We start from the raw sequence: 25,225 nt of genomic DNA, 5'->3' as shown, positions 1-25,225 counted from the left end.
GGTTGCATGGACATCGGTGTGGTGCTCCAGAACGACCCGCCCGCGAAGCAGGTCGTCGAGTACGCCAAGCAGGCCGAGGCGCTGGGCTTCAGCCACGTGTGGACGTTCGACTCGCACGTGCTGTGGCAGGAGCCGTTCGTCGTCTACTCGGCGATCCTCGCGGCCACGTCCCGCGTGATCGTCGGTCCGATGGTGACCAACCCGGGCACCCGGGACTGGACGGTGATCGCATCCCAGTTCGCCACCCTCAACGAGATGTACGGCAACCGCACCATCTGTGGCATCGGCCGGGGCGACTCGGCGCTGCGGGTGATCGGGAAGCCGCCGCAGACCCTGGGGCAGCTCCGGGAGGCGGTCCAGGTCATCAAGGCCCTGGCCAACGGCGGGTCGGCCAACGGGCTGAGCCTGGCCTGGGCCCCGGAGAGCACCCTCGACGTCTGGGTCGCCGCCTACGGGCCCAAGGCGTTGAAGCTGACCGGTGAGGTCGCCGACGGTTACATCCTCCAGCTCGCCGATCCCGACATCGCCGAGTGGATGATCAAGGCGGTGCGCAAGGCGGCGGCGGATTCCGGGCGCGATCCGGCCGCGATCAAGTTCTGCGTGGCGGCGCCGGCCTACGTGGGTGACGATCTGGCTCACCAGCGGGATCAGACCCGGTGGTTCGGCGGGATGGTCGGCAACCACGTCGCCGACATCGTGGCCCGCTACGGCGGCAGCGGCGCGGTGCCCCAGGCGCTGACCGACTACATCAAGGCCCGCGAGGGGTACGACTACTCGGAGCACGGCCGGGCCGGCAACACGCACACCACGTTCGTGCCGGACGAGGTGGTCGACCGGTTCTGCGTGCTCGGCCCGGTGGCCGACCACCTGAAGCGACTGTCGGCGCTGCGTGAGCTCGGCGTCGACCAGTTCGCGGTCTATCTCCAGCACGACGCGAAACAGGCGACGTTGACCGCGTACGGCGAGCAGATCATTCCGGCGCTGCCGTGAGAAGAGTTCTCTTCGCGCTCGCCGGGCTGCTCGTGTTCATCCTGCTGTGGGAGGGCTACAAGGTCGTCGGCAATCAGGACGGGACGGTGCTGTTCGGCGTACGCCTGCTGCCCCGCGCCGACGACCTGTCCATGCCGCACGTGTGGACCGTGCTGTCCCGCCTCGGCCGGCCGGAACTGGCCGGCGGCAGTCCGGTGTGGATCGTGGTGCTCCGCGCGTGCCTGTTCACGCTCGGCATCACGGCCGCCGGGTTCGCCGCCGGCGCGGTCATCGGTCTGCTGCTGGCGGTGGCCATGCAACGCTTCGTGATCGTGGAGCGCGGGCTCCTCCCGTACGTCATCCTCTCGCAGACCGTGCCCCTCGTCGCGCTCGCGCCTCTCATCGCGGGCTGGGGCGGCACGATCTGGCCGGCCTGGATGTCGGTCTCGGCGATCGCCGCCTACCTGGCGTTCTTCCCGGTCGCGGTGGGCATGCTGCGGGGGCTGCAGTCACCGGCCGCGGCCGGCGTCGAGCTGATGCGCAGCTATGCCGCCGGGTGGTGGCGCACGCTGGTCAAACTCCGCCTGCCGGCGTCGCTGCCCTACCTGTTCCCGGCGCTGCGGCTGGCCGGTGCGGCCGCCGTCGTGGGCGCGGTGGTGGGGGAGATCTCGACGGGTACGCGCGGAGGAATCGGCCGCCTCGTCATCGAGTACTCGCGCGAGGCCACCTCGGACCCGGCCAAGGTCTACACCGCCATGCTCGGCGCCGCCGTCCTCGGACTGGTGGTCGCCGGCCTGGTCGGCCTCCTGGAACTGCCGCTGATGCGGCACCGCCGACGGGTGGAGGTGGCGACGCTGTGACCGCGGTGTCGGTTTCCGGCGTGACCAAGGTCTTCAACGCCGGCCGCCCCGACGAGGTGACCGCGCTGTCCGATGTGGACCTGGTGGTCGGCGACGGCGAGTTCGTCTCGCTGATCGGGCCCTCCGGGTGCGGCAAGAGCACGCTGCTGCGGCTGATCGCCGACCTGATCCCGGCCACGTCGGGCTCCATCTCGGTGGCCGGCGACACGGCCGCGGCGGCCCGGCGCAAGCAGGAGTACGGGATCGCGTTCCAGCAGGCCGGCCTCTTCGAGTGGCGGACCGTGGCGCGCAACGTCGAACTGCCGCTGGAGCTCCGGGGGATGTCCCGCTCCGCCCGGCGCGATCGGGCCCGGGAGATGCTCGACCTGGTCGGGCTGGGCGACTTCGCCGGGCACTACCCGGCGCAGCTCTCGGGTGGCATGCAGCAGCGGGTGGCGATCGCCCGGGCCCTCGCCGTGTCGCCGCCGTTGCTGCTGATGGACGAGCCGTTCGGGGCGCTCGACGAGATGACCCGGGAACGCCTGCAGACCGAGTTGCTGTCGATCTGCGCCGCGACCGGCGCCGCCGTGGTGTTCGTGACCCACTCGATCTCCGAGGCGGTCTTCCTGTCCCGCAAGGTCGTGGTGATGTCGCCGCGGCCGGGCCGCATCACCGCCTCGATCGACGTCACCCTCCCGGCCCGCGACGAGGCGGTCCGCCAGTCCTCGGCCTACTTCGACACGGTCACCGCGGTGCGGAAGGCCCTCCGCGCATGATCCGTCGTGTCCTTCCCCCGGTTGTCTTCGGCCTGCTCGCTCTGGTCGCCTGGGAGCTGACCGTCACCCTCGGCCGGGTAGCGCCCTTCATCCTGCCCGCGCCCAGTGCCATCGGGCGTGAGCTGCTGGTCCAGCGTGGCAACATCTGGGACGCCGCCCTGGCCAGCGGTCTCAACGCCCTGATCGGGTTGGCCGCCGGCTCGGTCCTGGGCGTGCTCGCGGCCATGCTGACCAGCCGGTCCAAGGCGTTGAGCGACGCCAGCGTGCCGTTCGCCGCGGTGCTGAACGCGCTGCCGATCATCGCGCTCGCCCCGATCCTCAACAACATGTTCGAGTCGACCAGCAGCGTCCCGCGGCGCATCGTGGCCGGCATCATCGTGTTCTTCCCGGTCTTCGTGAACACCCTCCGCGGACTACGCGAGGTCAACCCCGTACACCGCGAACTGATGGAAAGCTACGCGGCCGGCGGCTGGACCTTCGCCCGCAAGGTGCGCCTGCCCGGCGCGCTGCCCTTCGTCTTCACCGGCCTGCGGCAGGCGTCGTCGCTGGCCGTGATCGCCGCGGTCGTGGCCGAGTACTTCGGCGGACTGCAGGACGGGCTCGGCGCGCGGATCACCTCCGCCGCGTCGTTCACCGCGTACCCCCGTGCCTGGGCCTTCGTGGTCGGCGCCTGCCTTCTCGGACTCGTCTTCTACCTGACCACGCTGATCGTCGAACGACTCGCGATGCCCTGGAGATCCCATGCGTAAGTCTCGTCTGCTGCTCGCCTCCCTCCTCGTTCTCGCCGCCTGCGGCACCGCCGACACCCCCGCTGTCACCAGTGCGAGTGGCGGCGCGCTCGCTCCGGTCAAACTTCAGCTCCAGTGGTTCTACCAGGCCCAGTTCGCGGGCTACATCGCCGCCGTCGACCAGGGCTTCTACAAGGAGCAGGGCCTCGACGTCCAGCTGCTCGAGGGCGGCGTGGACATCGTGCCGCAGACCGTGCTCGCCCAGGGCAAGGCCGACTACGCGGTGGCCTGGGTGCCCAAGGCCCTGGCCTCGCGCGAGCAGGGCGCCACCATCACCGACGTCGGGCAGATCTTCGCCCGCAGCGGCACCTACCAGGTGGCGTGGAAGGACAGCGGCATCACCTCGGCCGCCGACTTCAAGGGCAAGAAGATCGGCAACTGGGGCTTCGGCAACGAGTTCGAGCTGTTCGCCGGCATGACCAAGGCCGGGCTCAACCCCGGCAAGGACGTCACCCTGGTGCAGCAGCAGTTCGACATGCAGGCGCTGCTCAAGAAGGAGATCGACGCCGCCCAGGCGATGAGCTACAACGAGTACGCCCAGCTGCTCGAAGCCGTCGACCCCGCGACCGGCAAGCCGTACACGGCCGACAAGTTCCAGATCATCGACTGGAAGACCGAAGGCACGTCGATGCTCCAGGACGCGGTGTGGGCCAACACCGACAAGCTCAACGACCCGGCGTACCAGCAGCAGACCGTGAAGTTCCTGACCGGCACCATCAAGGGCTGGGCGTTCTGCCGGGACAACGCCGAGAAGTGCCGCGACCTGGTCGTGGCCAAGGGGTCCAAGCTCGGCAAGAGCCACCAGCTCTGGCAGATGAACGAGACCAGCAAGCTGATCTGGCCCTCCACCGCCGGGATCGGCATGATCGACGAGGCGGCCTGGAAGCAGACCGTCGACCTGTCCATGTCGACCAAGAACCAGACCGGCGACTCGGTCCTGACCAAGCAGCCGGCCGGCCTGGCCTACACCAACGACTACATCAAGCAGGCCGTCGAGCAGGCCAAGTCGAACGGCGTCGACGTCAACGGCGCGACCTTCCAGCCTCAGACGGTCACCCTTTCGCCCGGCGGCGCCTGAGCCGGCTCCGCTGTTCGTGAGGTCGCCGTTCTGCTGGTCAGTTCTTCTGCTCAGTTCGGCGACTTCACGAACAGCCCGAGCATCCCCGACAGCGCCGACGAGAACACCGTCACGATCACATCCGGGCTGGTGCCCTCGTTGCCGTCGACCACGGTCCAGATGATCCCGGCGAGCGCGATCACCAGGATCACCGACAGCGCCACCACCAGGATCCGCCACAACATCCCCGTGTCCGAGGTCGTCGGCGTCGGAATGCTCTGAGCGGCCGCGGCCGCCCCCACCGCGGCCTTCACCTCGACCGACTCGCCGGCCGCCCCCTCCATCGCGTCCCGCACCATCTGCTGCACAGTCATGAGCCCCCGCTCCCTTCCTCTCTTACGCTTTCGCGTGTGTCTGAGCGCCCACTCCGCGAATCAGATACCGACCTGTCGCTACGGTGACTGAATGCGCGAGACCGAGTCCGAGATCGCCGACCTGCAACAGCTGCTGGACGCCTCACACGGCACCGCGACGTCCCACCTGCGGGACATCATCAACGACCGCACCCGCCTGACCGCCGCCGACCTGGCCACCCTGCTGACCGGCATGAAGGTCCTGAGCGTGGCCACCGTGACCGCTTCCGGCGAGCCGAGGATCAGCGCCCTGGACGGCCACTTCCTGCACGGCACCTGGACCTTCGGCACCTCCGGAACCGCCGCCAAGGCCAAGCACCTGACCGCACGCCCCGCCGTGAGCGTCGCCCACATCGACGGCGAACGCCTGGCCGTCTTCGCCCACGGCCGGGCCGAGCCGATGCGCGACTCCGACCCGGACTGGGACGAGACCATCGCCCACTGGACCGCCCACTACCAGAGCAACCCACTGACCTGGGGCCCCGACATCCGCATGTACCGCCTGCGCCCCCACTGGATGGTCGGCTACGCCGGCGACCGGGACGCGCTCCTGACCAACGACGCCACCGTCTAAGCGGACCTCAGCCGGGCCATCAGCAATACCGCCTCGGGGCCGGATAGTTCGGCCGCCGTCCGGATCGCTGCGGCGCGGATCCGGATAGCCTCGTCTTTCGCACCCTCGGCCGCGAGAGCGTCGGCGAGGACGGCCAGCGAGCGCACGCTGCGATAGGAGTCGCCCAGGTCGCCACAGACGGCCACCGCCGCCCGAGCGTGAACGATCGCCGCATCGGAGCCCGCCGCACGTTCGATGTCGGCCCTGGTGATCAGCGCGTCACAGCGGCCGTCTGTGTCCTGAACGCGGTCGTGGCAGGCCAGGGCGATGGCGCAATGCCGCGCGGCCCGGGTCAGATCGCCCGCCTCGAGATGGAACTCGCTCAGCCTCTGATGGGTCAGGCCCTGCTCTCGAACTTCGTCGTCCTTCTCACGGATGGCCAGCGCCTCCGTGTACGCGGCCAGTGCGCGCTCGGGTTGCCCCTGCGCCCGATACGCGTCGCCGAGGCGAAGCAATGCCGCCCCCTCGCCGTACAGATTGTTCAGTCCTCGAAAAACCGACCGGACCCGTTCGAGTGTCGCGATCGCCCTCGGCGTGTCGCCGACGTTCAGATAGGCCGTGCCGAGGTTGTGCGCGCAGATGTTCTCGGCGAGTACGGCGCCCGCCGTACTCGCCAGCTCCCGGGCAATGGTCAGCTCAGCGATGGCCGCGTCGTACTGATGTGTCGCGCTGTACGCGTGGCCCAGGTTGCTGCGATTGGCGATCTCACCGAAGGCATGCCCGTCCAGGCGTGCGGAAGCGGCGGCGACGCGGTTCAGATGAATCAGATCGTCGTACCGCCCGGTGTGCGAGAAGGTCTCGTGGATCGCCGCCGGTAGCTGCCACGCGAGCCGGTGGAGACCATGCCGTGCGGCTTCCCGGGCCGCCGCGCCCAAATTGGCCCGCTCGTCGGCGCACCACAGCCGCGCGTCCGCCTCACCGGCGAAGGAGAGGGTGCCCTCCGGCGCGGGGGGCAGGTCGGGCACGGGCGGAAGCCGCGGCGCCAGGATGGCTGCCGCGTTCGCCGCCGAGCAGAGGAACCAGGTCGTCACGGCGCGCCGGCAGTGGGCGATCTCGTCGTCCTTCTCGTCGGACTCGCAGCAGGCCAGGGCGTATTGGCGGAGCAGGTCGTGCATCCGGTAGTGCCGTGCGGTGTCGTGCTCGACCAGGTTGGCCCGAGCGAGCTCGTCGATGGCGCGCTCGGTCGTCCGCAGATCCGACCCGGCCAGCACCGCAGCGGCGCTCAGGCTGATCCGCGCGCCCGGATGCAGCGCCAGCCGGCGGAACATGCTCGCGGCGTCCGGGTTCAATTTCCGGTACGACCACTCGAAGATGGTGCTCAGGTCGCCTTCCTCGGACCGCGCCCACGGCACCCGGTTGCGCAACTCATCGGCGAGGTCGGAGATCCGGGCCCGAGGCCGTTCCGCGACGTGCACGCCGACAATGCGTACGGCCAGGGGCAGGCCCTCCGCCAGACCCGCCAACCGTTCCACCGCCGTGGATTCGGAGGCGGCCCGCTGTTCGCCGATGATCCGGGCCAGCAACACCCGGGACTCGGAATCAGCCAGCCGATCGCACGCCAGATGATGCACGCCGTCCCGGATGGCCAGCCCGCTCAGCACATCCCGGCTCGTAATGACGGTGAGGCAGGTGGCCGATGCTGGGATCAGCGGGCGGACCTGCTCCGAGCTGGCCACATCGTCCAGCACCACCAGGATCCGGCGGCCCGCCACCAGGTCGTTGAAACGGTGCCGCCGATCCTCGGCGTCCTCCGGTACGCGGTCCGGCGGAACCCCGAGCGCGTGCAGAAACCGGGCCAGCGCCTCCTTCGGATCGACCGGGGCGCCAGGCCCGAAAGCGCCGGCCGCGAGGTGCAGCTGGCCGTCCGGGAAGTGGCCGAGGTTCCGCTGCGCCCAGTGACGCGCCAACGAGGTCTTGCCGATGCCGGGCATGCCGGTGATGACCACGACGTTCGGCCGACCGGCGGCCGGCCCGGTGAACCGGTCGAGATCGGCGATAAGCGGCGCACGGCCGACGAAGCCCGGCACGCCGAGCGGAAGCTGGTGCGGGCGTACGAACGCCGGGCCGGGCCGTTCCGCCTGGATCGCGTCGAGGTCGATGACCGAGTCGTGGCGCATCTCCCGCCGGAACGCCTTGCGGAACGTCGCGAGATAGCGCCGGGCATCGGGTTCACGACCCGCCGCGCACAAGGCGGCGATCCACAACCGGGCGAGTGACTCGTCCACCGGGTGCTGGCGGAGAAGCTCCGGCAGCCAGGTCAGCACGGCGTCGTGCCGCCCGAGCCGGAGCAGGCCGGCGGCGAGCAGGCGATGGGCGTCAAGCCGTTCCTCGCCCAGATCGTCGCGCAACCGCTCAGCCGACGGTCCCCGCAGCTCCGGCACCGCCTCATCGCCGCGCCACAGGTCTATGGCCGCTCTGAGATCGGAAACCGCCGCGGTCGGCCGGTCGGCATTCAGAGCTCCCCGCGCCTGTTCCAGCAGGGCCCGGAATCGGTGGAGGTCCACGATGAGCGGATCGGTGTCCACCCGATACGCGTTGCTCTCCCGGATCATCGAGGCTGGAACCTGGTTGTCGGCGAAGACCTTCCGTAGCCGGCAGACCAGCGGCCAGACCGCCTTGCGGGGGTTCGCCGGACCGCCGTCCGGCCAAAGGTGCTCGACCAGGGTGTCCACCCGAACCGGGCGGCCCGCGTGCACCAGCAGCAGGGCGAGCAGGCCACGCTGCTTCGCCGCGCCCAGCGAGATCGACTGATCCCCGGCGCACAGCACGGTCGGGCCGAGCACGCCGAACCACACGATGCCTCCTATGAGTAGTTGTGTAACTACTGAGTGTGTTCGCCTGGTCGTCCTGATCGCCATTCGGGAGTTGCGGACTGCGCGAGATCTGACACGCGTTTGCCAGTGACCGTGCAAGCGGACTGCAAGTTCGCCGGTCGGTCCGCTGATCGGTCGCCTCCGGACTCTGGGCCCGACAAGCCGGTCAAGGGGGCGGAAGCATGGAACAGAAGTGGATGTCGGTGCCGATCGGCATCGATGGCGACAGGTGGGTCACAAGGACCGGGTGCCGAAGGGTCCTCGCGGTCGTCCACACGATGGTCAGCGGGCAGCGGTTGCTCGATGTGATCGATCTCGTCGAGTCTGATCCGCGAGTGCAGGTCGTGTTCACGGTGGCGCCGGATGTCTTCAACCACGGAGTGGAGGACTACCTGAACGGGCTGGGCGCGCTGGTCGTACCGTGGGCACAGGCCACCCACGAGCGGTTCGATCTCGCCTTGGCCGCCGCCAACGACGGGCTCACCGAGATTCACGCGCCCTTGGTCCTGATGGCACATGGCGCCGGGCACGGCAAAACCGCCCGGCCACTCGACCGGGGTGGCCCGATCGCGGGGCGACCGCCAGTCTTCGGTCTGGAGGAACGGCACCTTGTCCAGGGCGGCCGGGTGCTACCGTCCGCCCTGTTGCTGGCGCACGACTCCGAGCGGGAGATCCTGCGCCGCCAGTGCCCGGCGGCGCTGCCAATCGCCGTGGTGACCGGGGACATCTGCTTCGACCGGCTGGTACGAAGCCGGGATGAGCGCGACAAGTACCGTCGTTGCCTGCGGATCGGCGCGGACCAACAGCTGGTCGTGGTCAGCTCAACCTGGGGGCGCGACGGGATCTTCGGCGCGACGCGCGAGCTGCTGCCGAGGCTGCTCGACAATCTGCCGGGCGACCGTTTCCGGATCGCGGCGCTGCTTCATCCCGCCGTTTGGGCGCACGGCCATCGCCAGGTGCGAGCGTGGACCAGGGACTGCCGGGCGGCGGGACTCATCCTGCCCGAACCGGCCGACGACTGGCGGGGGTTGATCGCCGCGGCGGATCAGGTGATCGGTGACCACGGGTCGGTGACCGCGTATGCGGCCGGCGCGGGTGTGCCGACCATGCGGGTGGACGCGGAGTGGTCCCAGCAGTGCGCGCCGGGCACCGCGCAGGAACTGGTCGGGCGTCGGGCAGCCCGGCTCCGGCTCGGCGATCCGCTGGAGCCGCAATTTCGGGACGCGCGCCCGCTGGATGCCGGCGAAGTGGCGCGACGGCTCACCTCGTACCCGGGAGAGGCCGGCGAAAGAATGCGCCGGCACCTCTACCGCCTCCTCGAACTCGCCCAACCCGGGCGGCACCGCCGCACCGAGCCGGTCCCGGTCCCCGTCTCATGAGCGAGCCGTTCATCGTGGTTCACGGCCCCGGTGTCTCGGATCGCGTGCTGCGCCTGGCGGACGTGATCATCACCGATCGCGGCTCTCCGCGTGAGCTCGCGGCGCTCTTCGCCGGCTGTCCCGGGCTCACCCTGGTCCTGGTCGTCGACCCGGGCACCAGCTACCGGTCAGTCCGGCGAGCCGCCGTCGCCGCCTACCAGGTCTGCATCGGACAGTTCGGCGCGCAGAGTCCGGGCGCGTGACGAGCCCAGGTCGTCGTAGATCGCCAGGGCGCGAGCCCAGTACCGCCGACAGCCGGCCTCGTCGCCCCGCATTGTCGCCGCACGCGCCAGCACCTCGACCGCCTGGGCCTGCTCGAACCGCGAGCCCAGGCGGCTCATCCCGGCGGCGGCACCGTCGGCCGCCGCGGCGGCGTCGTCCGGTTCATCCAACGCCAGGTAGGTGCCGGCCAGGGCGATCTCGACCCGCTCGCGGTTGTACGGGTCGACCGCGGCCAGTTTCTGGAACACCGCCCGGGCCTCGATCAGATGTGTCACCGCTTCCGCGGGCGCTCCCGTGCGGGTGAGCAGCGCGCCCAGGCGAATCAGGGTCAGGCCGACCCGGCGCGGTTCACCGGACGTCCGGTTCGCGGCGAGAATCCGACCGTACAGCGCGATCGCCTCGCGTTCCCGCCCGGTGTCCCGGTAGACGGCGGCGATCTGCTCCTCCGCGTCGAGTACACCGAGAAGGTCGTCGACGAGGCGATAGCAGTCGCCCGCACGGTGCAACTCCGCCTCGGCGTCCGTGGGCCGGCCGGCCTCCGCATGGGCGATGCCGAGCCGCTTCCGGGAATCGCCCTCGGCCCATCGATTGCCCCACCGCTGTGCGGCTGTCACGCCACGCTCTTCGATGCCGACCCGATCGCGATAGTGCTTCTCCAGCAGGAGCAGCGGCCACAGCACATCGCAGAGGTTCCAGGCGAGCTCGTTCCAGCCGTACTCCAGGGCCGCCTCGCCGGCCGCGATCAGACCACGTCGCTCGTCGCTCAGCCAACGCAGGGCGTCGTCCCTGGCCGTGAACGACGGCAGAGCGGGCGGGGAGGTGGTGAATCGGTACGGGAATGGACGACGCCGGTACGGCGTGAGTACCTGGTCGGCGCCGGCCGCCGCAGCCAGATACCACTCCAGTACGGCGTGCCGCGCCCGGTCCCGATCTTCCGCCGGCTCCTCGGCGTCGAGCCGCCGTCGCGCGTCGAGCCAGAGAAGGTCGTGCTGCCGTAGCCGGTCCGCAGCCACCTCGTCCAGCAGATTAGCCTGGATCAGCTGGTCCACGGCGGACTCCGCGGCCTCCACCGCACCGGTCAGCGCGGCGATCGGGCCGAGACCGTACTCACGGGCCGGGATCAGCGCGAGCCGTCGGCCGACGACCCGGGCTTCTGCGGGCAGTCCCCGGAAGGAGAGATCCAGCGTGCCGAAGACCGAAACCCCTTCCGATGTACGCAACGCGCCCAGCCGATCCGCCTCCGCCCCGAGCTCGGCCGCGATCCGGGCGAGCGGCATTTGCGGCCGGGTCGCGAGACGGGCGGCCACCACCGACAGGGCGAGCGGGAGCCCACCGCAGAGCCGCGCGATACTCATGGCGTCGGCGCGTTCCCGCGCCACACGTTCCGGACCGAGGATCCGCTCCAGCATCGCGACGGCGTCGTCGAGCTCCCACGGGCGCACCTCGATCAGCACCCCGCCGTCAGCGACCAGACCGGCCAGCCTCTGCCGGCTCGTGACCAGCACCTGGCTAGGGCCGTCGCCTGGGAGCAGGGCACGTACCTGCCCGACCGAGAACGCATTGTCCAACAGGACGAGGAGCCGCCGGCCGGCCGTCAGCGAGCGGTAGCGGGCGCTCTGCTCGCCGATCGCCTCGGGCACCTGATCGGCGGGCACGCCCAGGGATCGCAGCAGGTGGGCGAGCGCCTCTGCCGGGTCGACGGCCGTCGCGGGGCTGAATCCCTGCAGATCGAGGTAGAGCTGACCCCCGGAGAATCGCGGGCCGATGTCACCGGCCCAACGCCGGGCCATGGTGGTCTTGCCGACGCCACCCGGCCCGGTGAGGATCACCAGCGGCGCTGCGGCGGCCGCCTCCAGCGCGGAAATTTCGCCGGCCCGGCCCACGAAGATTCGAGGTGGGGCGGGCAGCTGCCGTGGCGGCTCAGGCTCGTGCCACACGCTGCCCCCTTGGTACGCCAGGAGGTCAGGCTAAGCAGGCATCCTCCGCCGTCATCAACACCGCCGCCGAGGACCGCCAAATCTCACAATTCTCCACAATGGAGCACGTGCTTTCGAGACTCAACACGAGCCGTCAAACGGACATCATTACTTACCGTTCATTCAGACTTCGGCGCGGCATCAACCCGATCACAATTCAGCGGCGAGCATCAGGTGGTCGGCCGCCCAGGTACAGTCATGATCCCTAATGCCCGACCGTACAGCCCGGAGAGCCGATGTCGCTTTTCCACAAAGGTGCGCGAGTGGTTCTGACACTCGCCGCCCTGTTCTGCATGAGCCACAGCTTCACGATGCAGGATCCTGCCGGCTCGGCCAAGCCGACCGTTGTCAGCACTTACTGACAGCGATAGAGACTAGTCGTACGACTAGGGAAATTGCAACTCCGTGTTACTGCGAGCTCCTTTCATCCGCGGTACGGCGATCTCAATGGTGGCGCCACGCGGCTGGTTATGGTCAACAGCCGCGCCCGCCGTCCGGTCATCCCAGAGCGAACCGGATCATCAGCGCATGCGTGGTCGGCTATCCGAGTCGTCTCGTCGGTGAGGTGCCGAAGGCCTCGGCCAGGGCGGCTTTGAGGCCGCCGGGCCGGGCCTTGTAGGCGGCCTCGGCCCGGGCCACCTCGCGCTGGGCGTCGGCGTCACCCGACCACGCGGCCAGGCATTTCTCGGGTACGAGGTTGCCGGCGGCCACGATGGCGCCGGTGGCGCCGAGCCAGCCGGCATACCCGAGCAGGGCCGCCGCGCCGGTGTAGACGGCCTTGCCCAGGTCGAGCTCCTTGACCAGGCGGGCCGGTTCGGCCGAGCTGTCCTTGACGCCCTGCACGGGGAGGCCGGCCAGGGCGTCGACGGGCACGGGACCGCCGGCGACGCCCGGGTAGTGGTAGGCCAGCACGGGGGCGCCGGCCGCCGCCTCGGCCACCCGGTCGTAGTAGACGCCGAGGTCGCCGCCGAGGCGTGGGGGCGCGACCAGGACCGCGTCGGCGCCGGCCTTGAGCACCGCCGCCGTACGCTCGACCGCCATGCCGTGCCACTCGCCGGAGCTGCCGGCCAGCACGGGCACGCCGGGGCACGCCCCGCGGACGGCGGCCACCAGGGCGACCCGCTCGGCGTCGGACAGCGTGGCCGCCTCGCCCGTGCTGCCCGCCACCACCACCGCCCGCATCCCCGAGGCGACCAGCCGCGCGGCGTGCGCGCCGGTCTCCGCCGCCAGCAAGCGGCCCTCGGCGTCGAACAGAGTCACCACGGCCACCGCGGGCCCGGTCCAGATCGGCTCAACCATGAGACCCATATTTCTCCGTACGCGGCCCGGATGCCCACCCTCGCCTACGATCAGGACGTGCGACGGGCCGTATCTGCGCTGCTGGGCGCCCTTCTGGTGAGCGGGTGTGGCGACTCTCCGCCACCGGCCCCGCTCCCGCCGGAGGCCCCGCCGTCCGCCGCGGCGTCGTCCTCGCCGGCGCCGCCGACACCGTCGTCCACCCCGGCCAAGAAGGCGGCGCCCCGGGCCCTGCCCAAGCCCGGCAACCCGGACGGGCGCGCGACCATCCCGCCGGCGGCCCGGGCCGAGGACACCGGCGAACCGACCCGGGTCGTCGGCACCGGCACGGCGGCGAGCTGCACGTCGGACGCGGTGGTGAACGCGGTGGCGGCCGGCGGCGTGATCACCTTCGACTGCGGCCCGGCGCCGGCGACGATCACCATGACGCGTACGGCGACGGTCCGGAACGACATCGCCCGCGTCGTCCTGGACGGCGGCGGCCGGGTCACCCTGAGCGGCGGCGGCAAGCGGCGCATCCTGCTGATGAACACCTGCGTCCGGCCGACCACGTCACACTGCCAGGACCAGGACAATCCCGCTCTCACCGTGCAGAACCTGGTTCTCGCCGGCGGCGACAGCACCGGCTCGCCGGACGGCGGTGGCGCGATCTTCGCCCGTGGCGGCCGGCTCAAGGTGATCAACTCCCGCTTCACCGGCAACCGCTGCGACGCCACCGGCCCCGACCTGGGCGGCGCGGCCGTGCGGGCGCTGTCGCAGACCCGGCCGGTGTATGTCGTGAACAGCACCTTCACCGGCGGCCGCTGCTCCAACGGCGGCGCCCTGAGCAGCATCGGCGTGTCCTGGGTCGTCCTGAACAGCGTCTTCCGCGACAACGAGGCGATCGGCCACGGCGCCAACCCGGCCGAGGCCGGCACTCCGGGCGGCGGCAGCGGCGGCGCCATCTACACCGACGGCAACCTCTTCACGGTGACCGTCACCGGCGCCCTGATCGAGAACAACCGGGCCCGCGAGGGCGGCGGCGCCGTCTTCTTCGTCAGCAACGACCGCACCGGCAGCCTGACCATCAAGAACTCAACCGTGCGCGCCAACCGCAGCGCCGGCTTCGAAACCCCCGGCCATCCCGGCATCTTCTTCCTCGGCGCCACGATCACGAGCTAGGGCGTCGAAATCCTCAGGACCCGGAACTCGCCGACGCTCCACCGAGCCAGAAAGTCGGCGACTCGCTCGGAGATGCCTTGACCCACGAGAAACCCATGCAGATTTTCCGGGTTGGGCGACGACTGGACCACGGCCAGCAGCGCCTCGTGGGGCGCCATCACGCCTTCGTCGAGGCCGATGTCGCGCGCCAGCTCAACGAAGGGAAGTGCAATAACCATCCACGCCGATCGGAGCGCACCACCAGCATCGTCATAACGTGCCAACTTCCACGGCTGGAAGAACGGATATACCTCCGAACCAGTGTTTCCGGAGTTCCGTAGACGCTCGACGTCGCTTGCCCAACGAGAGCCATCGAACCAGGGCGGATCCAACCCTAATAGATAGTTGGCAAGTCCTTCGGCATCCTCGGTCATCCGCTCACCCTCGCCCAGCAGATCCGGGATCAAAGAAAAGGTAGTCCCTAGAGCCGTCTGATACATGTACAGGTTCTTCAATGAACCTACGGCGCCACCGGACACCATACTGTGGACGCCGGCAGGTTTCCTGAACCAGCCTTCCTGCCAAGCGCCATGCGAGTCCGCCATCGACTTCCCCAGCGATTGGCGCAGTTCGATCAAGTCCGGTATGCGCTCACTCGAGACATGAGACTGGCCCAAACTCTCGAGGAGAAGGTGGCCACGATCGTCACCGGTGGCAATACTGTCAACGATCGCAGCCGCGACGGCACGCCGCACATAGCTGAAGTTGCTCCCCATGCAGAGGTGGATCGCCGACCCGAGGGCACCGTCGGTGGCCGACATCGTCTGGAGCATGGTGTTGCTGATGACCGTTCGGAATCTGTCCTCGAACGGCACCGAGAAGTAGCAGGCCAACGCCTCCTGCGCGACGCGTTCCACTACCACGGGCGGCAAGGTGACGTGCTGTAGCGCGCTCGCACCGAATTGAGCCAGCCGTTCCCGCTCCGTGCCGCTCGACCGCGCCGCTTCCTCCATTGCCGTGCGCACGATCGTCTCCGCACCGTCCATGGTGCCGCGGTCGACCAGCTGCACCGCCAATTGCGCGACGACTTCCCATTGCCCGGCAGCGACACGTGCGCGCAACTCGTTCCAAACCTCCTCCGGGGTGTGCCGGTTTCGGACGAGATGTTCTGCGGCGAAAAACTCGAGGAACGTGCGATGCGCGAATCCGTAGACCGGCTCCATGTCGGTCGAACCCACCTCGGCGAGCACCCAGGCCCGGCCGGCGCAAAATTCGAGGAACTCGCGGGCGGCGGTCTCGGCCTCGTCCGGACCGAGGCCGCGGCCGACCAGATAGCCGACCAGAAGGCGAATGATTTGATGTCGGCCGACGTCAGGTTGATCGTTGACCAGGAGATGCCACGAGAGGTGCTGAACAGCACCGCGAACGCGACCCTCGAACTCGAGGTGCCTGCCGATACCCCGCATCGAGTCCCAGCGTTCGAATACCATGAGCGCGCAACGCTCGTAGATCTGCGCGCGCAATCGCGGAACGTAATGGTCAGCCGAATACATTGCACACAGCAACGCCAGGAGAAGCGGGTTTCTCCGCAGATCCTGGATCGAATCGCTGTCGCGCTGGAACGAGGCGGCCAGCCGTTCCCGGTCAGCCGAAGGGGTTCCGTCGTCGAGCGCGAACCAATGCCGGACGTACATCTCGACCTGAGCGGAATCGAAGGACAAGAGGTCGTGGACCGGGAACAGTGCCGCGTCCAGGGGCGCCTCGCGGTAGCCGACGCGGCGGGAGGTCGCGACGATCGGGACCATCGGATAGAGCGTCGCGAAGCCGCGGACCAGCTCGGTGAGGCGGCGGCGGAGGCTCACGTCGGTCAGCTCGTCGAGGCCGTCGAGGATGACCACGGCGCGGCCGTTGAGCAGCAGGTAGTCGACCGTCTCCGGGGCCATCGCCACGTTGTAGGGGTCGCGGGCGACCACCGTCAGGTGTTCGGCCAGGGTGCGTTCGCCCTGATGCAGCGCGGTGGCCAGGTGGCGGAGTACGACCAGGAACGGGACCTCGGTGCCGGCCGGGTCGGAGGCCAGGTCGTAGGCGAGCTTCGTGGCCAGCGTGGACTTGCCGGCCCCGGGATCGCCCAGGACCACCAGGCGGCGGCCCGTCTGCGCCAGCTCGCGGACCGGCGCGGATTCGCGGCGCAGGTCGTGGGGGCGCGACTCCACGTAGAGCTGGTCCCAGGGAACGCTGCGGCTCACGCCGGTGTGGGGCATGCGCAGCTCGGCGTGCATGGCGGCCACCTGCGTGCGGAGAAGGTCGGCCTCGGCCCGGCAGGACGTCAGGTCGGTGAGGCGGCCAAGGAGTTCGCCGTTGCGGGCGGCCATCGCGACCAGGTGGCCCAGCCGGGCGGCCTGGGCCGGGTTGCCGGGGGTGTGCTCGGCGGCCAGCAGGGCGTCGTAGACGACGTCGGTCAGGCCGAAGCGTCGCTCGGGCGGGAGGGTGGTGGCCAGGCGCAGGCCCTGGCGGATCTGGTCGCGGGCCGCGGCGAGCAACTCGTCGCGCTGGCCGTCGCGGGGGTGCAGGCGGGCCACGGCGAACTGGAGGGCGACCTGCTCGAAGTCGGGTGACACCAGGTAGCCGGCCAGCTCGGCCGCCTCGGCCGCGGACAGCTCGCCGAGCAGGTCGTCGGCGACCTGGCGGGCCATCAGCGGGCGGGCCGAGTCGCGGGCCTTGCGAAGCTGGGCCTGCTTGCCCACGTGGCCGCCGAGCCGGCGGATGATCTGGCCCGCGATGCGGGCGATGGCCGTCTCCAGCCCGGTCGCCATGGCGAAGGTCTCCGTAGCTCGTCGGGAAGCCCGCACGCTACCACCGCGCCGGCCGGTGGCGATCGTGAACGTTCGGCGACAGGAGGGTGAGTGACCAGGCTCGATGTGCGGTGATCTGCGAAAGTGGGCTGGTGGAGATACCTGAGCCGATCGTGGTGTGGCGGCGGTGGGCGGCGTTGGCGACGGCGCTCAGTGCGGTGGGGTTCGATGATGTGTGGACCGTGGGCGCGGGTGGGGCCCACCATGATGATCATGGCGGGAACTGGGGGCATCTGGCCCTGATCGAGGGCGGGCGGGCCGTTCTGTACGGGTACGACCATGAGTACAGCGCGACCGTGGACGCCGATCCGCCGGTCGATGTGCTGGCGGGGGCGCCCGAGTGGCTGCCGTGGGAGGAGCTGGCCGAGTTCGCCGGCGAGGATCAGCTCGGGTACGTCTACTGGCATGACGGGGTGCGGTGGGAGCACGCGCCCTACGACGAGGCGGACGGGCTGGTGCAGACGGCCGGCGCGGCGCTCGATCATGAATCGGCCGCCGATGAGCTCTACGAGTTCATCGTGCGATGGGGCGCCTACCGGCCCGCCGACCTCACCGACGAGGCGCGGATCCGGGACACCTGTGAGGCGCTGCTGACCGCGGCCGAGGAGCAGCGGGTCGACGTGAGCGTGCTCCGGGCGTACCCGGGCGGTCTGGTCGAAGCCGGACTGGCCGTGGCCGCGACCGGCGGGATCAGCCCGGGTGGCGCCCCGCCGATGGTCGCCGCCGGCCGCAAGCCGGAGCAGCGGCGGGTGCGCAAGCTGTCCGACCGCGAGCACCGCCGCCTGGTCTGGGACGCGATGCAGCGGGCCGCGGAGCTGGACCGGCCGCTGCCGCCGCCGACGCCGGCGATGGACGACCTGGTGCGATGGGTACGCGACCGCGCGCCGCACGGCGACGGACGGTGCTCGCTGCTGTTCTGGGCCAGCGCCTCCAAGGCGTCCGAGCAGGACGGTGAGTTCGCGCCGCTGGTGCGCGACGGCGAGGAGCCGCTGACCGTGTTCGGCGACGTGGTCGATCTGGTGCAGGCGGTCCGGGCCGAGGAGGCCGACCCGCGGGCGGGGGCGTGGCTGTTCCTACGGCTCGAGACGACGGCCACCGGCGCGACCATCGAGCGGCGCTACGACTCGTGGCCGGACTGGTGGACCGACAACGGCATCTCCGGGCCGGGGCGGGACGAGATGGCCCGCGAGATGGCCGGCCGGGAGGAGCGGTGGCGGCCACGGTGGACCACCCTGCTCAACCCCGAGGTCGCGTTCGACGCGTGACGGTACTTACGTTCCGGAGCAACCGGGCCGCAGCTCAGTAAAGTGACGGCCATGTCAGGGGAGGGCGATGTTCTGTCGCCGGACCAGCAACATGCCTATCGGTTGCTGGTGCGGCTGTCCGGCACCGACGCGAAGGGTTTCGCGGAGAGTGCCGGAGTCACCGCGGATGATGCCGCGGAGACGCTGGAGGCCTTGCACGCCAAGGGATTGGCGTCGCCGGGGCCGGTCTATCACGCGCGTCCGCCGGATGTCGCGCTCGGTGAGGTGCTGCTCCGCCGGCAGCAGGAGTTGCAGGTCGCGCGTGAGATGATGGCCGCGCTGAGTGAGGACTACCGCACCAGTGCGCGCCGGCGCAGCGCCGAACATCTGGTCGAGATCGTGGTCGGCGCGCGGGCGTTACGACAGCGGCTCAGCGAGATGCAGGATTCGGCGACCGAGGAGATCCTCTGGTTCTGCCGGGCCAACCCGATCGCGATGGAGGGCCCGGAGAACAACGAGGAGGCGCCGGCGCTGACCCGCGGCGTGAAATACCGGGCGATCTACGAGCGCGAGCTGATCGAGACGCCGGGCGAGCTGAAGGGGATCATCGAGGCCATCGGGTACGGCGAAGAGTCGCGTGTGCTGCCCACGCTGCCCGTGCGCCTGGCCATCGCCGACCGGAAGCTGGCCATCTGCCCGCTGGTGCCGGACGAGGCACGGGGCATCGCCCAGCCGAGCGCGGCGCTGATCCGGCCCAGCGAGTTGCTGGACGCCCTGGTGGCGCTCTTCGAGAGCCACTGGGAGCGGGCCACCCCGGTGATCGCGGCCAAGCCCGACGAACAGCTCGACACCTTGCTGCTGTCCCTGCTCGTCTCCGGCCTGCCGGACAAGTCGATCGCCACCCATCTGGGCGTCAGCCGCCGCACGGTCCAGCGCCGCCTGGACCGCATGATGGCGATCGCCGGTGTCGACACCCGCACGGGCTTGGCCTACCAGGCGGCGAGACGAGGCTGGCTCTAACCCGCGATCAGTTTCTCGATGGCTTTGGCGACTCGGCGGGCGCGGGTCTCGGCGGCCTTGGCACCGAGGATGGCCTCTACGTGCTGCCGCTTATGGCTGAAGGAGAGCTTGTCCCAGCGCGCCTGCGCCGCGGGCTCGGCCGCCAGAGCCAGGGCGAGGTCCTCGGGTACGTCCACCGTCCGCTCCTGCGTGTCGAGCACCAGCTCGAGCTCGACCACGTCGCCCGCCCGCACGCCCGCGCCGGCCCGCCGCTCGGCGCTCACCCCGAGCCAGTACTCGCCGCTCATCCGCGCGATCGAGCTGCGGTACTCGTACCCGTTGACGGTGACCACCACCTTGGGCCGCGCCCCACCGCCGAGCTCACCGACCACGTCGTCGGGGATCCGGAATCCGGTGGTGTTACCGCCTGTGGCCAGGAGCTCCGCCGTGATCCTCATGGCGGTGAGGATAACGGCGGAGCCCGGCGGGATCACCCGATTGCGCGGATGACCGTCTGGGTGACCGTGTTGCCGTCGCGGTCGGACGCGGTGATCCGCAGCGACACCGGGGTGGTGTGCGCCGGGATGTTCGCCGTGTACGACGGTCCGCGGCCGGTCGTGTTCAGCCGCCGCCAGGTTTTTCCGTCATCGGCCGACATCTCCGCCCGGAACGAGGTGCCCCGGGCCGGTTTGCCGGCCACGGTGAGGGCGAAGCCGACCCGCCGCGGCTTGGCGTCATAACCGACCTGGAGCAACGGCAGGACGCCCTCGGCGCCCGATCGGAACGTCCAGGACGTGTCGGTGCTGGTGCCGTAGATCCAGTCCTCGTTGCCGGGGCTGGTCCGCACGGCCAGCTCGTACGCGGCGTCGCCCGGGGCGACCGTCACGTCCTGCCAGCCGTCCGGCAGGTCAGCGACCACCGCGCCGTTGCGCTTCAGGGTGGCCGACCCGTTTCCGGCGAAGGTCCAGTGCCGATCGGTGCGGTCGACCAGGTCGGCCACGCGCAGCTTGAGCACGTCGCCGGCCCGGGTGTTCAGCACGCCGGCCGGGGTGGCCGGGCGGACCACCGGCGCCGCCCAGGTCTCCTTGGCCGTGGTGCCCGCCCGGACCGGGCCGGCCGCCTCGACGAAGCCGCCCGAGACCAGGCCGAGCCACGGGTAGGCCGGGTGCACCTGGTGCTGCCACAGCGAGTCGCCGGCCGACACCCACTCGACCCGGCGGAACGGGGTGGGCACCGCGCGGGAGGTGTCGTTCCAGGCGTACTCCTGCCAGGGCCGCCACCCGAACCGCTGCTCGCGCACCCAGTCGAAGCCGCCGTTGTACGCGTAGTCGGTGGTGATCCGCCGGGTGTTGGCCGGCGTCACGCGGTGCACGATCCTCTCCGGGACCCGGTTCTTCGACACCTGGATGACGTCGTAGAGGTACGGGCTGGCCGTGGTCAGCTTCAGCGTGATCTCCGCGTCCGGCCGCTCGGCCCGGTCGAGCAGCCGCACGCCGTCAGCGGCGGTCACGGTCAGCGCCGGGATGGGCTGCTTGGGCGACTCCGGGTCGAGAACCGACCACGTGCTCCAGTCGGCCGGGCGGATCAGCAGCGCGACCGCGGCGCCCGCGGCGTGCGCCCACTCGATCAGCTTCTCCTCGGAGTCCATGTCGCTGCGCAGCAGCACGGCCTTGCCCCGGACGTCCGGCGCGTCCATCGCGACCAACGGGAACGTCCGTTCCGCGGGCAGGCCCGGGGAGTCGCCCCGCAGGTTCATCCGCGGCTGCGGGGTCACGCCCGGCACGCTGACCTGAGCGTCCGGCTCGACCAGCTGCCAGCGGGAGGAGAACTCGAAGGCGCCCTTCCGGACCGGCTTGGTCGGGGTGACGTAGACCGTCTCGACGTTGCTGAAGTGCATGACGCCGTGCGAGATGCTGCGGCCCCGGCCGGTCTCCCGGTGGGCGTAGTAGCTGAGCACCGCCTGCTGCTCGGCCGGTTGCGGGGTCTCGATCCGCACCGGGGTGCCCAGCCGGGCGTCCAGCGTGATCTCCATGTCGCGGTCGAGCTTGAGCTCGGGCAGCACCACGAAGGTGGAGTCGTCGTGCTGTTCCTCGCGGCCCTCGATGGTCGCGGTGATGATGTAGTCGTCCTCGCCGAGGTCGTAGGTGACCGGCTCGTCCCACACGAAGCCGAGGCGGTCCGAGTCGGGGTCGTCGCCGAAGATGGTCAGCGCGGGCACCCGGGTCGGGTTGCCGTCCCGGCCGATCGCGTTGATCGTCAGCAGGTGGTGCTTCGCGCCGAGGCGCAGGCCGTACGCGGTGGTGACCTTCTCCCCGGCCGGTCCGGTCGCGACGATCCAGCCGCTGTGCAGCCCGGCGTCCATGGTGGCGGTGTTGATGCTCGCGGTCACCGCCGCGGTGCCGTGCGCGGGCACGGTGACGCTCCGGTCGACGGTGACGCCGGCGGGCGCGGTCAGCGACAGGGTGACCGGGGCGGGACCCTCGTTGGTGTAGGTGATGGTCTTGCTGTGCTGGGTCGGTGACTCCCCCACGCTGTGGTCGGCGAAGTCGGCGGTGGCGCTGCCCCGGATCGTCTGTGAGGTGGCGCGGGCCAGGTCGACGCGGCCGGCGCCCTGGCCGTACACGTCGATGTTGTTGGCGGTCTTGGCACTGCTGACCAGGGCGTCCTTGAGCTCGGCGGCCTTCCAGCCGGGGTGCTCCTGGGCCAGGACGGCGGCGGCGCCGGCCACGTGCGGCGTGGCCATCGAGGTGCCGGACGCGCCGGTGTAGAGCGCGTCGACCGGCTGGCCCATCGTGGTGCCCTCGGCGCGCGCGGCGACGATGCCGACACCGGGCGCGGTGATCTCCGGCTTGAGGGTGTTACGGACGGCGGTCGGGCCGCGGCTGGAGAACGCGGCCAGCGTCTCGTCCCGGTCGACGGCGCCCACGGTGAGCGCCGCGGGGGCGAGGCCGGGCGAGCCGACGCTGTACGCCGCGCCCTCGTTGCCGGCCGCGACCACGAACAGCGTGCCGGTGCGCTCGGTGATCTCGGTGAGCGCCTGGCTCAGCGGGTCGATGCCGTCGGTCGGCGCGCCGCCGAGGCTCATGTTGACCACCTTGGCGCCGGAGTCGCCGGCCCACTGCATGCCCTCGATGATCCACGACTCCAGGCCCCAGCCGTCGTCGTTGAGCACCTTGCCGGCCAGCAGGTCGGCGCCGTACGCGATGCCCTTGCGCAGCCCGGCCGACCCGGCGCCGGACCCGGCCACGGTGGCGGCGACGTGCGTGCCGTGCCCGTGGTGGTCGGTGGTGTCCGGGCTGTCGGTGAAGTTCCTGGCGGCGGCGAGCCGGCCCTTGATGTCCGGGTGGCCGGCGTCGATGCCGGTGTCGAGCACCGCGACCTTGACGCCGCGGCCGTCGTACCCGGCCTGCCACGCCGCGGGCGCGCCGATCTGCGCGGCGCTGCGGTCCAGCGACGCCCGGACCTTGCCGTCCAGCCAGACCTGGCCCCGGTGGGACTTCCAGAATGAGGCCAGCGAGGTCTTCTCCGCCCGCATCGAGGTGGCGCCCAGGCTGCGCAGCGCGTGTGACGACCGGGCGCGCAGCCCGGCCGGCTGGGTCACGATCAGGGGCAGGGTCGGCGAGGCGGCGTCGGCGTACCCGTCGGCCACGAGCTTCTCGACATCGAACAGGTCGGCGTCGATCTTCTTGGCGCTGACCAGCGGGATCACGTCCTCGGGCAGGACACGCAGGCCGCCGTCGGCCTCGATGGTGTGGAAGGTGACGTGTTCCCGGCCGGCGGCGGGACGGACCGTGGCGGCGGTGCGGTCACCCGCCCTGGTCAGGGTGACGACGTCACCGGTGATGAGGGTCAGCGTGTCGGTGTGGCCGGCGGGCGGCGGCGTGGCCGGGGCGGCGGTGGCCACCCCCGCGGGCGCGATGGCGGCGAGGCCCGGTCCGATCAGGACCGCGGCGGCTAATGCTGCGAGGGGACGACGCATGCCACGCATTGTTGGGTGGCATCGACGCAGGTCGAAAGCTTTTGGTCGCGCCCTATCGATGACATGTCGCGATGTGGCCAGCCCGGATTTACACGATGTTTACGGGGCCGGCTCGTCGGGGGTGGCCAGGCCTGCCTTCTCGTCGCGGTCGGCCCACTCGAGCAGGGTGTCCAGCCGGTACGCGGTGTCGTCGATCGCCGCGTGCAGGTCGCCCTTCTCGGCGAACCGGGCCGGCACGGTCCGCAGCGTGAAGTCGTCCGGCTCGACGTCGGCGACCTCGGCCCAGTCGATCGGCGTGCTCACCGTGCCGCGCTGGTTGCCGCGCACCGAATAGGCGCTGGCGATGGTGTGGTCGCGGGCGTTCTGGTTGTAGTCGACGAACAGCGCCTCGGGGTCGCGGTCCTTGCGCCACCACGTGGTGGTCACGTCCTCGGGGGCGCGGCGCTCGACCTCACGGGCGAAGGCCAGCGCGGCCCGGCGTACCTCGGAGAAGCCCCACTCCGGCGCGATCCGCACGTAGACATGCAGGCCACGGCCGCCGGACGTCTTGGGGAACCCGGTCACGCCGAGCTCGTCGAGCACCTCGTGGGCGACCCCGGCGACCCGGCGCACCCGGTCGAACGTGCAGTCGGGCATCGGGTCGAGGTCGATCCGCCACTCGTCGGGCTTCTCGGTGTCGGCGCGGCGGCTGTTCCACGGGTGGAACTCGACGGTCGACATCTGCACCGCCCAGATCACGTCCGCGATCTTGGTGACGCACAGTTCGTCGGCGGTGCGCTTGTAGCGGGGAAAGAAGATGCGAACGGTCTCGAGCCAGGGCGGAGCGCCATGCGGTACGCGCTTCTGGTGCACCTTGTCGCCGGCCAGCCCCTCGGGGAACCGGTGCATCATGCAGGGCCGTTCCCGCAGCGCCCGGACGATGCCGTCGCCCACGCTCAGGTAGTACTGGACCAGGTCGAGCTTGGTCAGCCCGAGCTCGGGGAAGTAGACCCGGTCGGGGTTGGTCACCCGCACCGTGTGGTTCCCGGCCTCGATCTCCACCTGGGGGCTCTTGGTCGCCATGGTCACAAACTAGCGCTGATCAGCGCCGGTACGCGTGGGTTGGCGTACCGGCGCTGATGATCAACCGGGAGAACTAGAGCCTGAGGATGGCCAGGATCTGGTTCAGCAGGTCGGCGATGAAGCCCAGCGGCAGGCTGAGGCCGCCGTTCAGCAGGTTCGTGATCGCGCACAGCAGGTTGCCGAGGAGGTTGCCGGCACCGGACTGGGCGACGATGTCGAGGACGACCCGGTTCAGGTCGACGACCAGGCCGAGCAGGTCCAGGTGCAGCGGACCGAGGACCAGGTTCAGCACGTCACAGGTGATCAGGGCGGCGGCGTCCTTGTTGGCCGCGGCCGTCTCGGGCAGCTGAACGGGCATGGAGACGGTCTTCTGGACCGTGCCCAGGTCGACGCCGAGCGAGTCGGTCAGCGTGCTGGTCAGCGTGCCGGTAGCAAGGACCTGCCCCTGCTTGTTGGTGAACTTGGTCGGCGTGAACGAGCCGGTCACCGAGCCGAGAGCGCCGGCCGCGTCGGTGAACGAGCCGCTGACCGTCGAGGTCAGCGTGCCGGCGGCGGACGCCAGCTTCGGGCCCGCCTTGGCCGCGGCCGGAGCCGGGGCGGCGGCCGGAGCCGCGGGAGGTGCTTTGGGCGCTGCCTGGGCGACGGCGCCGCCGGTGGCCGCCACGGTGGTGATCGCCAGCGCCCCGGTGAGCACCGCCTTAGTGATCAAGCCAACTCGCATGTGGACCCCTTTCATCGATGAATGTCCACGGCCCGCAGTGCCCTGCGT

20 protein-coding genes are annotated in these 25,225 nt (G+C 70.5%); 11 read left to right on the top strand and 9 right to left on the bottom strand.

Annotated elements, in window-relative coordinates; all coding sequences use genetic code 11:
* The first annotated feature begins 6 nt into the window (after window positions 1–6).
* The 5 genes from AB0O15_RS09095 to AB0O15_RS09075 are packed head-to-tail and all read left to right on the top strand — an operon-like array spanning window position 7 to window position 4,450.
* The gene (locus AB0O15_RS09095; RefSeq protein ID WP_364316046.1) at window positions 7–990 is read left to right on the top strand and encodes a TIGR03842 family LLM class F420-dependent oxidoreductase; all 984 of its coding nucleotides are present in this window, start codon (window positions 7–9) and stop codon (window positions 988–990) included.
* Window positions 987–1,829, top strand: a complete 843-nt coding sequence (locus AB0O15_RS09090; RefSeq protein WP_364316044.1) for an ABC transporter permease subunit — start codon at window positions 987–989, stop codon at window positions 1,827–1,829. Before AB0O15_RS09095 ends, AB0O15_RS09090 begins: the two co-directional genes overlap by 4 nt.
* Window positions 1,826–2,584: an ABC transporter ATP-binding protein gene (locus AB0O15_RS09085; RefSeq protein ID WP_364316041.1), complete on the top strand. Its 759-nt coding sequence runs from the start codon at window positions 1,826–1,828 to the stop codon at window positions 2,582–2,584. The genes AB0O15_RS09090 and AB0O15_RS09085 overlap by 4 nt, the downstream gene beginning before the upstream one ends.
* The gene (locus tag AB0O15_RS09080) at window positions 2,581–3,333 is read left to right on the top strand and encodes an ABC transporter permease (RefSeq protein WP_364316038.1); all 753 of its coding nucleotides are present in this window, start codon (window positions 2,581–2,583) and stop codon (window positions 3,331–3,333) included. The genes AB0O15_RS09085 and AB0O15_RS09080 overlap by 4 nt, the downstream gene beginning before the upstream one ends.
* The gene (locus AB0O15_RS09075; RefSeq protein ID WP_364316035.1) at window positions 3,326–4,450 is read left to right on the top strand and encodes an ABC transporter substrate-binding protein; all 1,125 of its coding nucleotides are present in this window, start codon (window positions 3,326–3,328) and stop codon (window positions 4,448–4,450) included. The genes AB0O15_RS09080 and AB0O15_RS09075 overlap by 8 nt, the downstream gene beginning before the upstream one ends.
* Before the next feature lie 50 nt (window positions 4,451–4,500).
* Here the strand turns inward: AB0O15_RS09075 and AB0O15_RS09070 are convergent, their stop codons facing one another.
* Window positions 4,501–4,803 (bottom strand): hypothetical protein, encoded by a 303-nt coding sequence (locus tag AB0O15_RS09070; protein WP_364316033.1) that lies wholly within the window; start codon window positions 4,801–4,803, stop codon window positions 4,501–4,503.
* A 91-nt stretch (window positions 4,804–4,894) separates the two neighbouring features.
* Between AB0O15_RS09070 and AB0O15_RS09065 the strand changes: the two genes are divergently transcribed.
* Window positions 4,895–5,416, top strand: coding sequence for a pyridoxamine 5'-phosphate oxidase family protein (locus tag AB0O15_RS09065; RefSeq protein WP_364316031.1), 522 nt, complete (start codon window positions 4,895–4,897; stop codon window positions 5,414–5,416).
* Here AB0O15_RS09065 and AB0O15_RS09060 read toward each other — a convergent pair.
* Window positions 5,413–8,313, bottom strand: coding sequence for a BTAD domain-containing putative transcriptional regulator (locus AB0O15_RS09060; protein ID WP_364316029.1), 2,901 nt, complete (start codon window positions 8,311–8,313; stop codon window positions 5,413–5,415). The two genes, AB0O15_RS09065 and AB0O15_RS09060, sit on opposite strands and share 4 nt — an antisense overlap.
* 152 nt (window positions 8,314–8,465) lie before the next feature.
* On the opposite strand from AB0O15_RS09060, the gene AB0O15_RS09055 reads away from it, so the two are divergent.
* Together AB0O15_RS09055 and AB0O15_RS09050 are read left to right on the top strand one after the other, a co-directional pair.
* Window positions 8,466–9,647, top strand: a complete 1,182-nt coding sequence (locus AB0O15_RS09055; RefSeq protein WP_364316026.1) for a hypothetical protein — start codon at window positions 8,466–8,468, stop codon at window positions 9,645–9,647.
* Window positions 9,644–9,889 (top strand): hypothetical protein, encoded by a 246-nt coding sequence (locus AB0O15_RS09050; protein WP_364316023.1) that lies wholly within the window; start codon window positions 9,644–9,646, stop codon window positions 9,887–9,889. Before AB0O15_RS09055 ends, AB0O15_RS09050 begins: the two co-directional genes overlap by 4 nt.
* On the opposite strand, the gene AB0O15_RS09045 is transcribed toward AB0O15_RS09050, so the two are convergent.
* Window positions 9,815–11,845, bottom strand: coding sequence for an NB-ARC domain-containing protein (locus AB0O15_RS09045; RefSeq protein ID WP_364316021.1), 2,031 nt, complete (start codon window positions 11,843–11,845; stop codon window positions 9,815–9,817). The two genes, AB0O15_RS09050 and AB0O15_RS09045, sit on opposite strands and share 75 nt — an antisense overlap.
* A 579-nt stretch (window positions 11,846–12,424) precedes the next feature.
* Entirely contained in the window at window positions 12,425–13,183 is a 759-nt protein-coding gene (locus AB0O15_RS09040; protein WP_364316018.1) for a dihydrodipicolinate synthase family protein, read from the bottom strand.
* Between the two features lie 57 nt (window positions 13,184–13,240).
* Between AB0O15_RS09040 and AB0O15_RS09035 the strand changes: the two genes are divergently transcribed.
* Window positions 13,241–14,341 carry a hypothetical protein gene (locus tag AB0O15_RS09035; protein ID WP_364316016.1) on the top strand — a complete coding sequence of 367 codons (1,101 nt, stop codon included), beginning with the start codon at window positions 13,241–13,243 and terminating at the stop codon, window positions 14,339–14,341.
* Here AB0O15_RS09035 and AB0O15_RS09030 read toward each other — a convergent pair.
* Complete coding sequence (locus AB0O15_RS09030) at window positions 14,338–17,133, bottom strand: NACHT domain-containing protein (protein ID WP_364316015.1); 2,796 nt, start codon at window positions 17,131–17,133, stop codon at window positions 14,338–14,340. The two genes, AB0O15_RS09035 and AB0O15_RS09030, sit on opposite strands and share 4 nt — an antisense overlap.
* Window positions 17,134–17,264: 131 nt before the next feature.
* Between AB0O15_RS09030 and AB0O15_RS09025 the strand changes: the two genes are divergently transcribed.
* Window positions 17,265–18,437, top strand: coding sequence for a hypothetical protein (locus tag AB0O15_RS09025; protein WP_364316013.1), 1,173 nt, complete (start codon window positions 17,265–17,267; stop codon window positions 18,435–18,437).
* A gap of 51 nt (window positions 18,438–18,488) precedes the next feature.
* Window positions 18,489–19,436, top strand: a complete 948-nt coding sequence (locus AB0O15_RS09020; RefSeq protein ID WP_364316010.1) for a helix-turn-helix domain-containing protein — start codon at window positions 18,489–18,491, stop codon at window positions 19,434–19,436.
* Here the strand turns inward: AB0O15_RS09020 and AB0O15_RS09015 are convergent.
* The 4 genes from AB0O15_RS09015 to AB0O15_RS09000 all read right to left on the bottom strand — a co-directional run bounded on the left by AB0O15_RS09015 (window position 19,433) and on the right by AB0O15_RS09000 (window position 25,177).
* Entirely contained in the window at window positions 19,433–19,873 is a 441-nt protein-coding gene (locus AB0O15_RS09015) for a YdeI/OmpD-associated family protein (protein ID WP_364316008.1), read from the bottom strand. The genes AB0O15_RS09020 and AB0O15_RS09015 overlap by 4 nt on opposite strands.
* A 32-nt stretch (window positions 19,874–19,905) precedes the next feature.
* Window positions 19,906–23,394: a S8 family serine peptidase gene (locus tag AB0O15_RS09010; RefSeq protein ID WP_364316006.1), complete on the bottom strand. Its 3,489-nt coding sequence runs from the start codon at window positions 23,392–23,394 to the stop codon at window positions 19,906–19,908.
* 99 nt (window positions 23,395–23,493) lie between these two features.
* Window positions 23,494–24,456: a non-homologous end-joining DNA ligase gene (gene ligD, locus AB0O15_RS09005; RefSeq protein WP_364316004.1), complete on the bottom strand. Its 963-nt coding sequence runs from the start codon at window positions 24,454–24,456 to the stop codon at window positions 23,494–23,496.
* Window positions 24,457–24,529: 73 nt separating this feature from the next.
* Entirely contained in the window at window positions 24,530–25,177 is a 648-nt protein-coding gene (locus AB0O15_RS09000) for a hypothetical protein (RefSeq protein ID WP_364316002.1), read from the bottom strand.
* Window positions 25,178–25,225 lie beyond the last annotated feature (48 nt).

It is taken from the genome of Actinoplanes sp. NPDC089786 (assembly GCF_040684855.1).
Classification (GTDB): Bacteria; Actinomycetota; Actinomycetes; order Mycobacteriales; family Micromonosporaceae; genus Actinoplanes.
The sequence above is the reverse complement of the archived record's forward strand: the minus strand, read 5'-3'. Positions and strand labels throughout refer to the sequence as shown.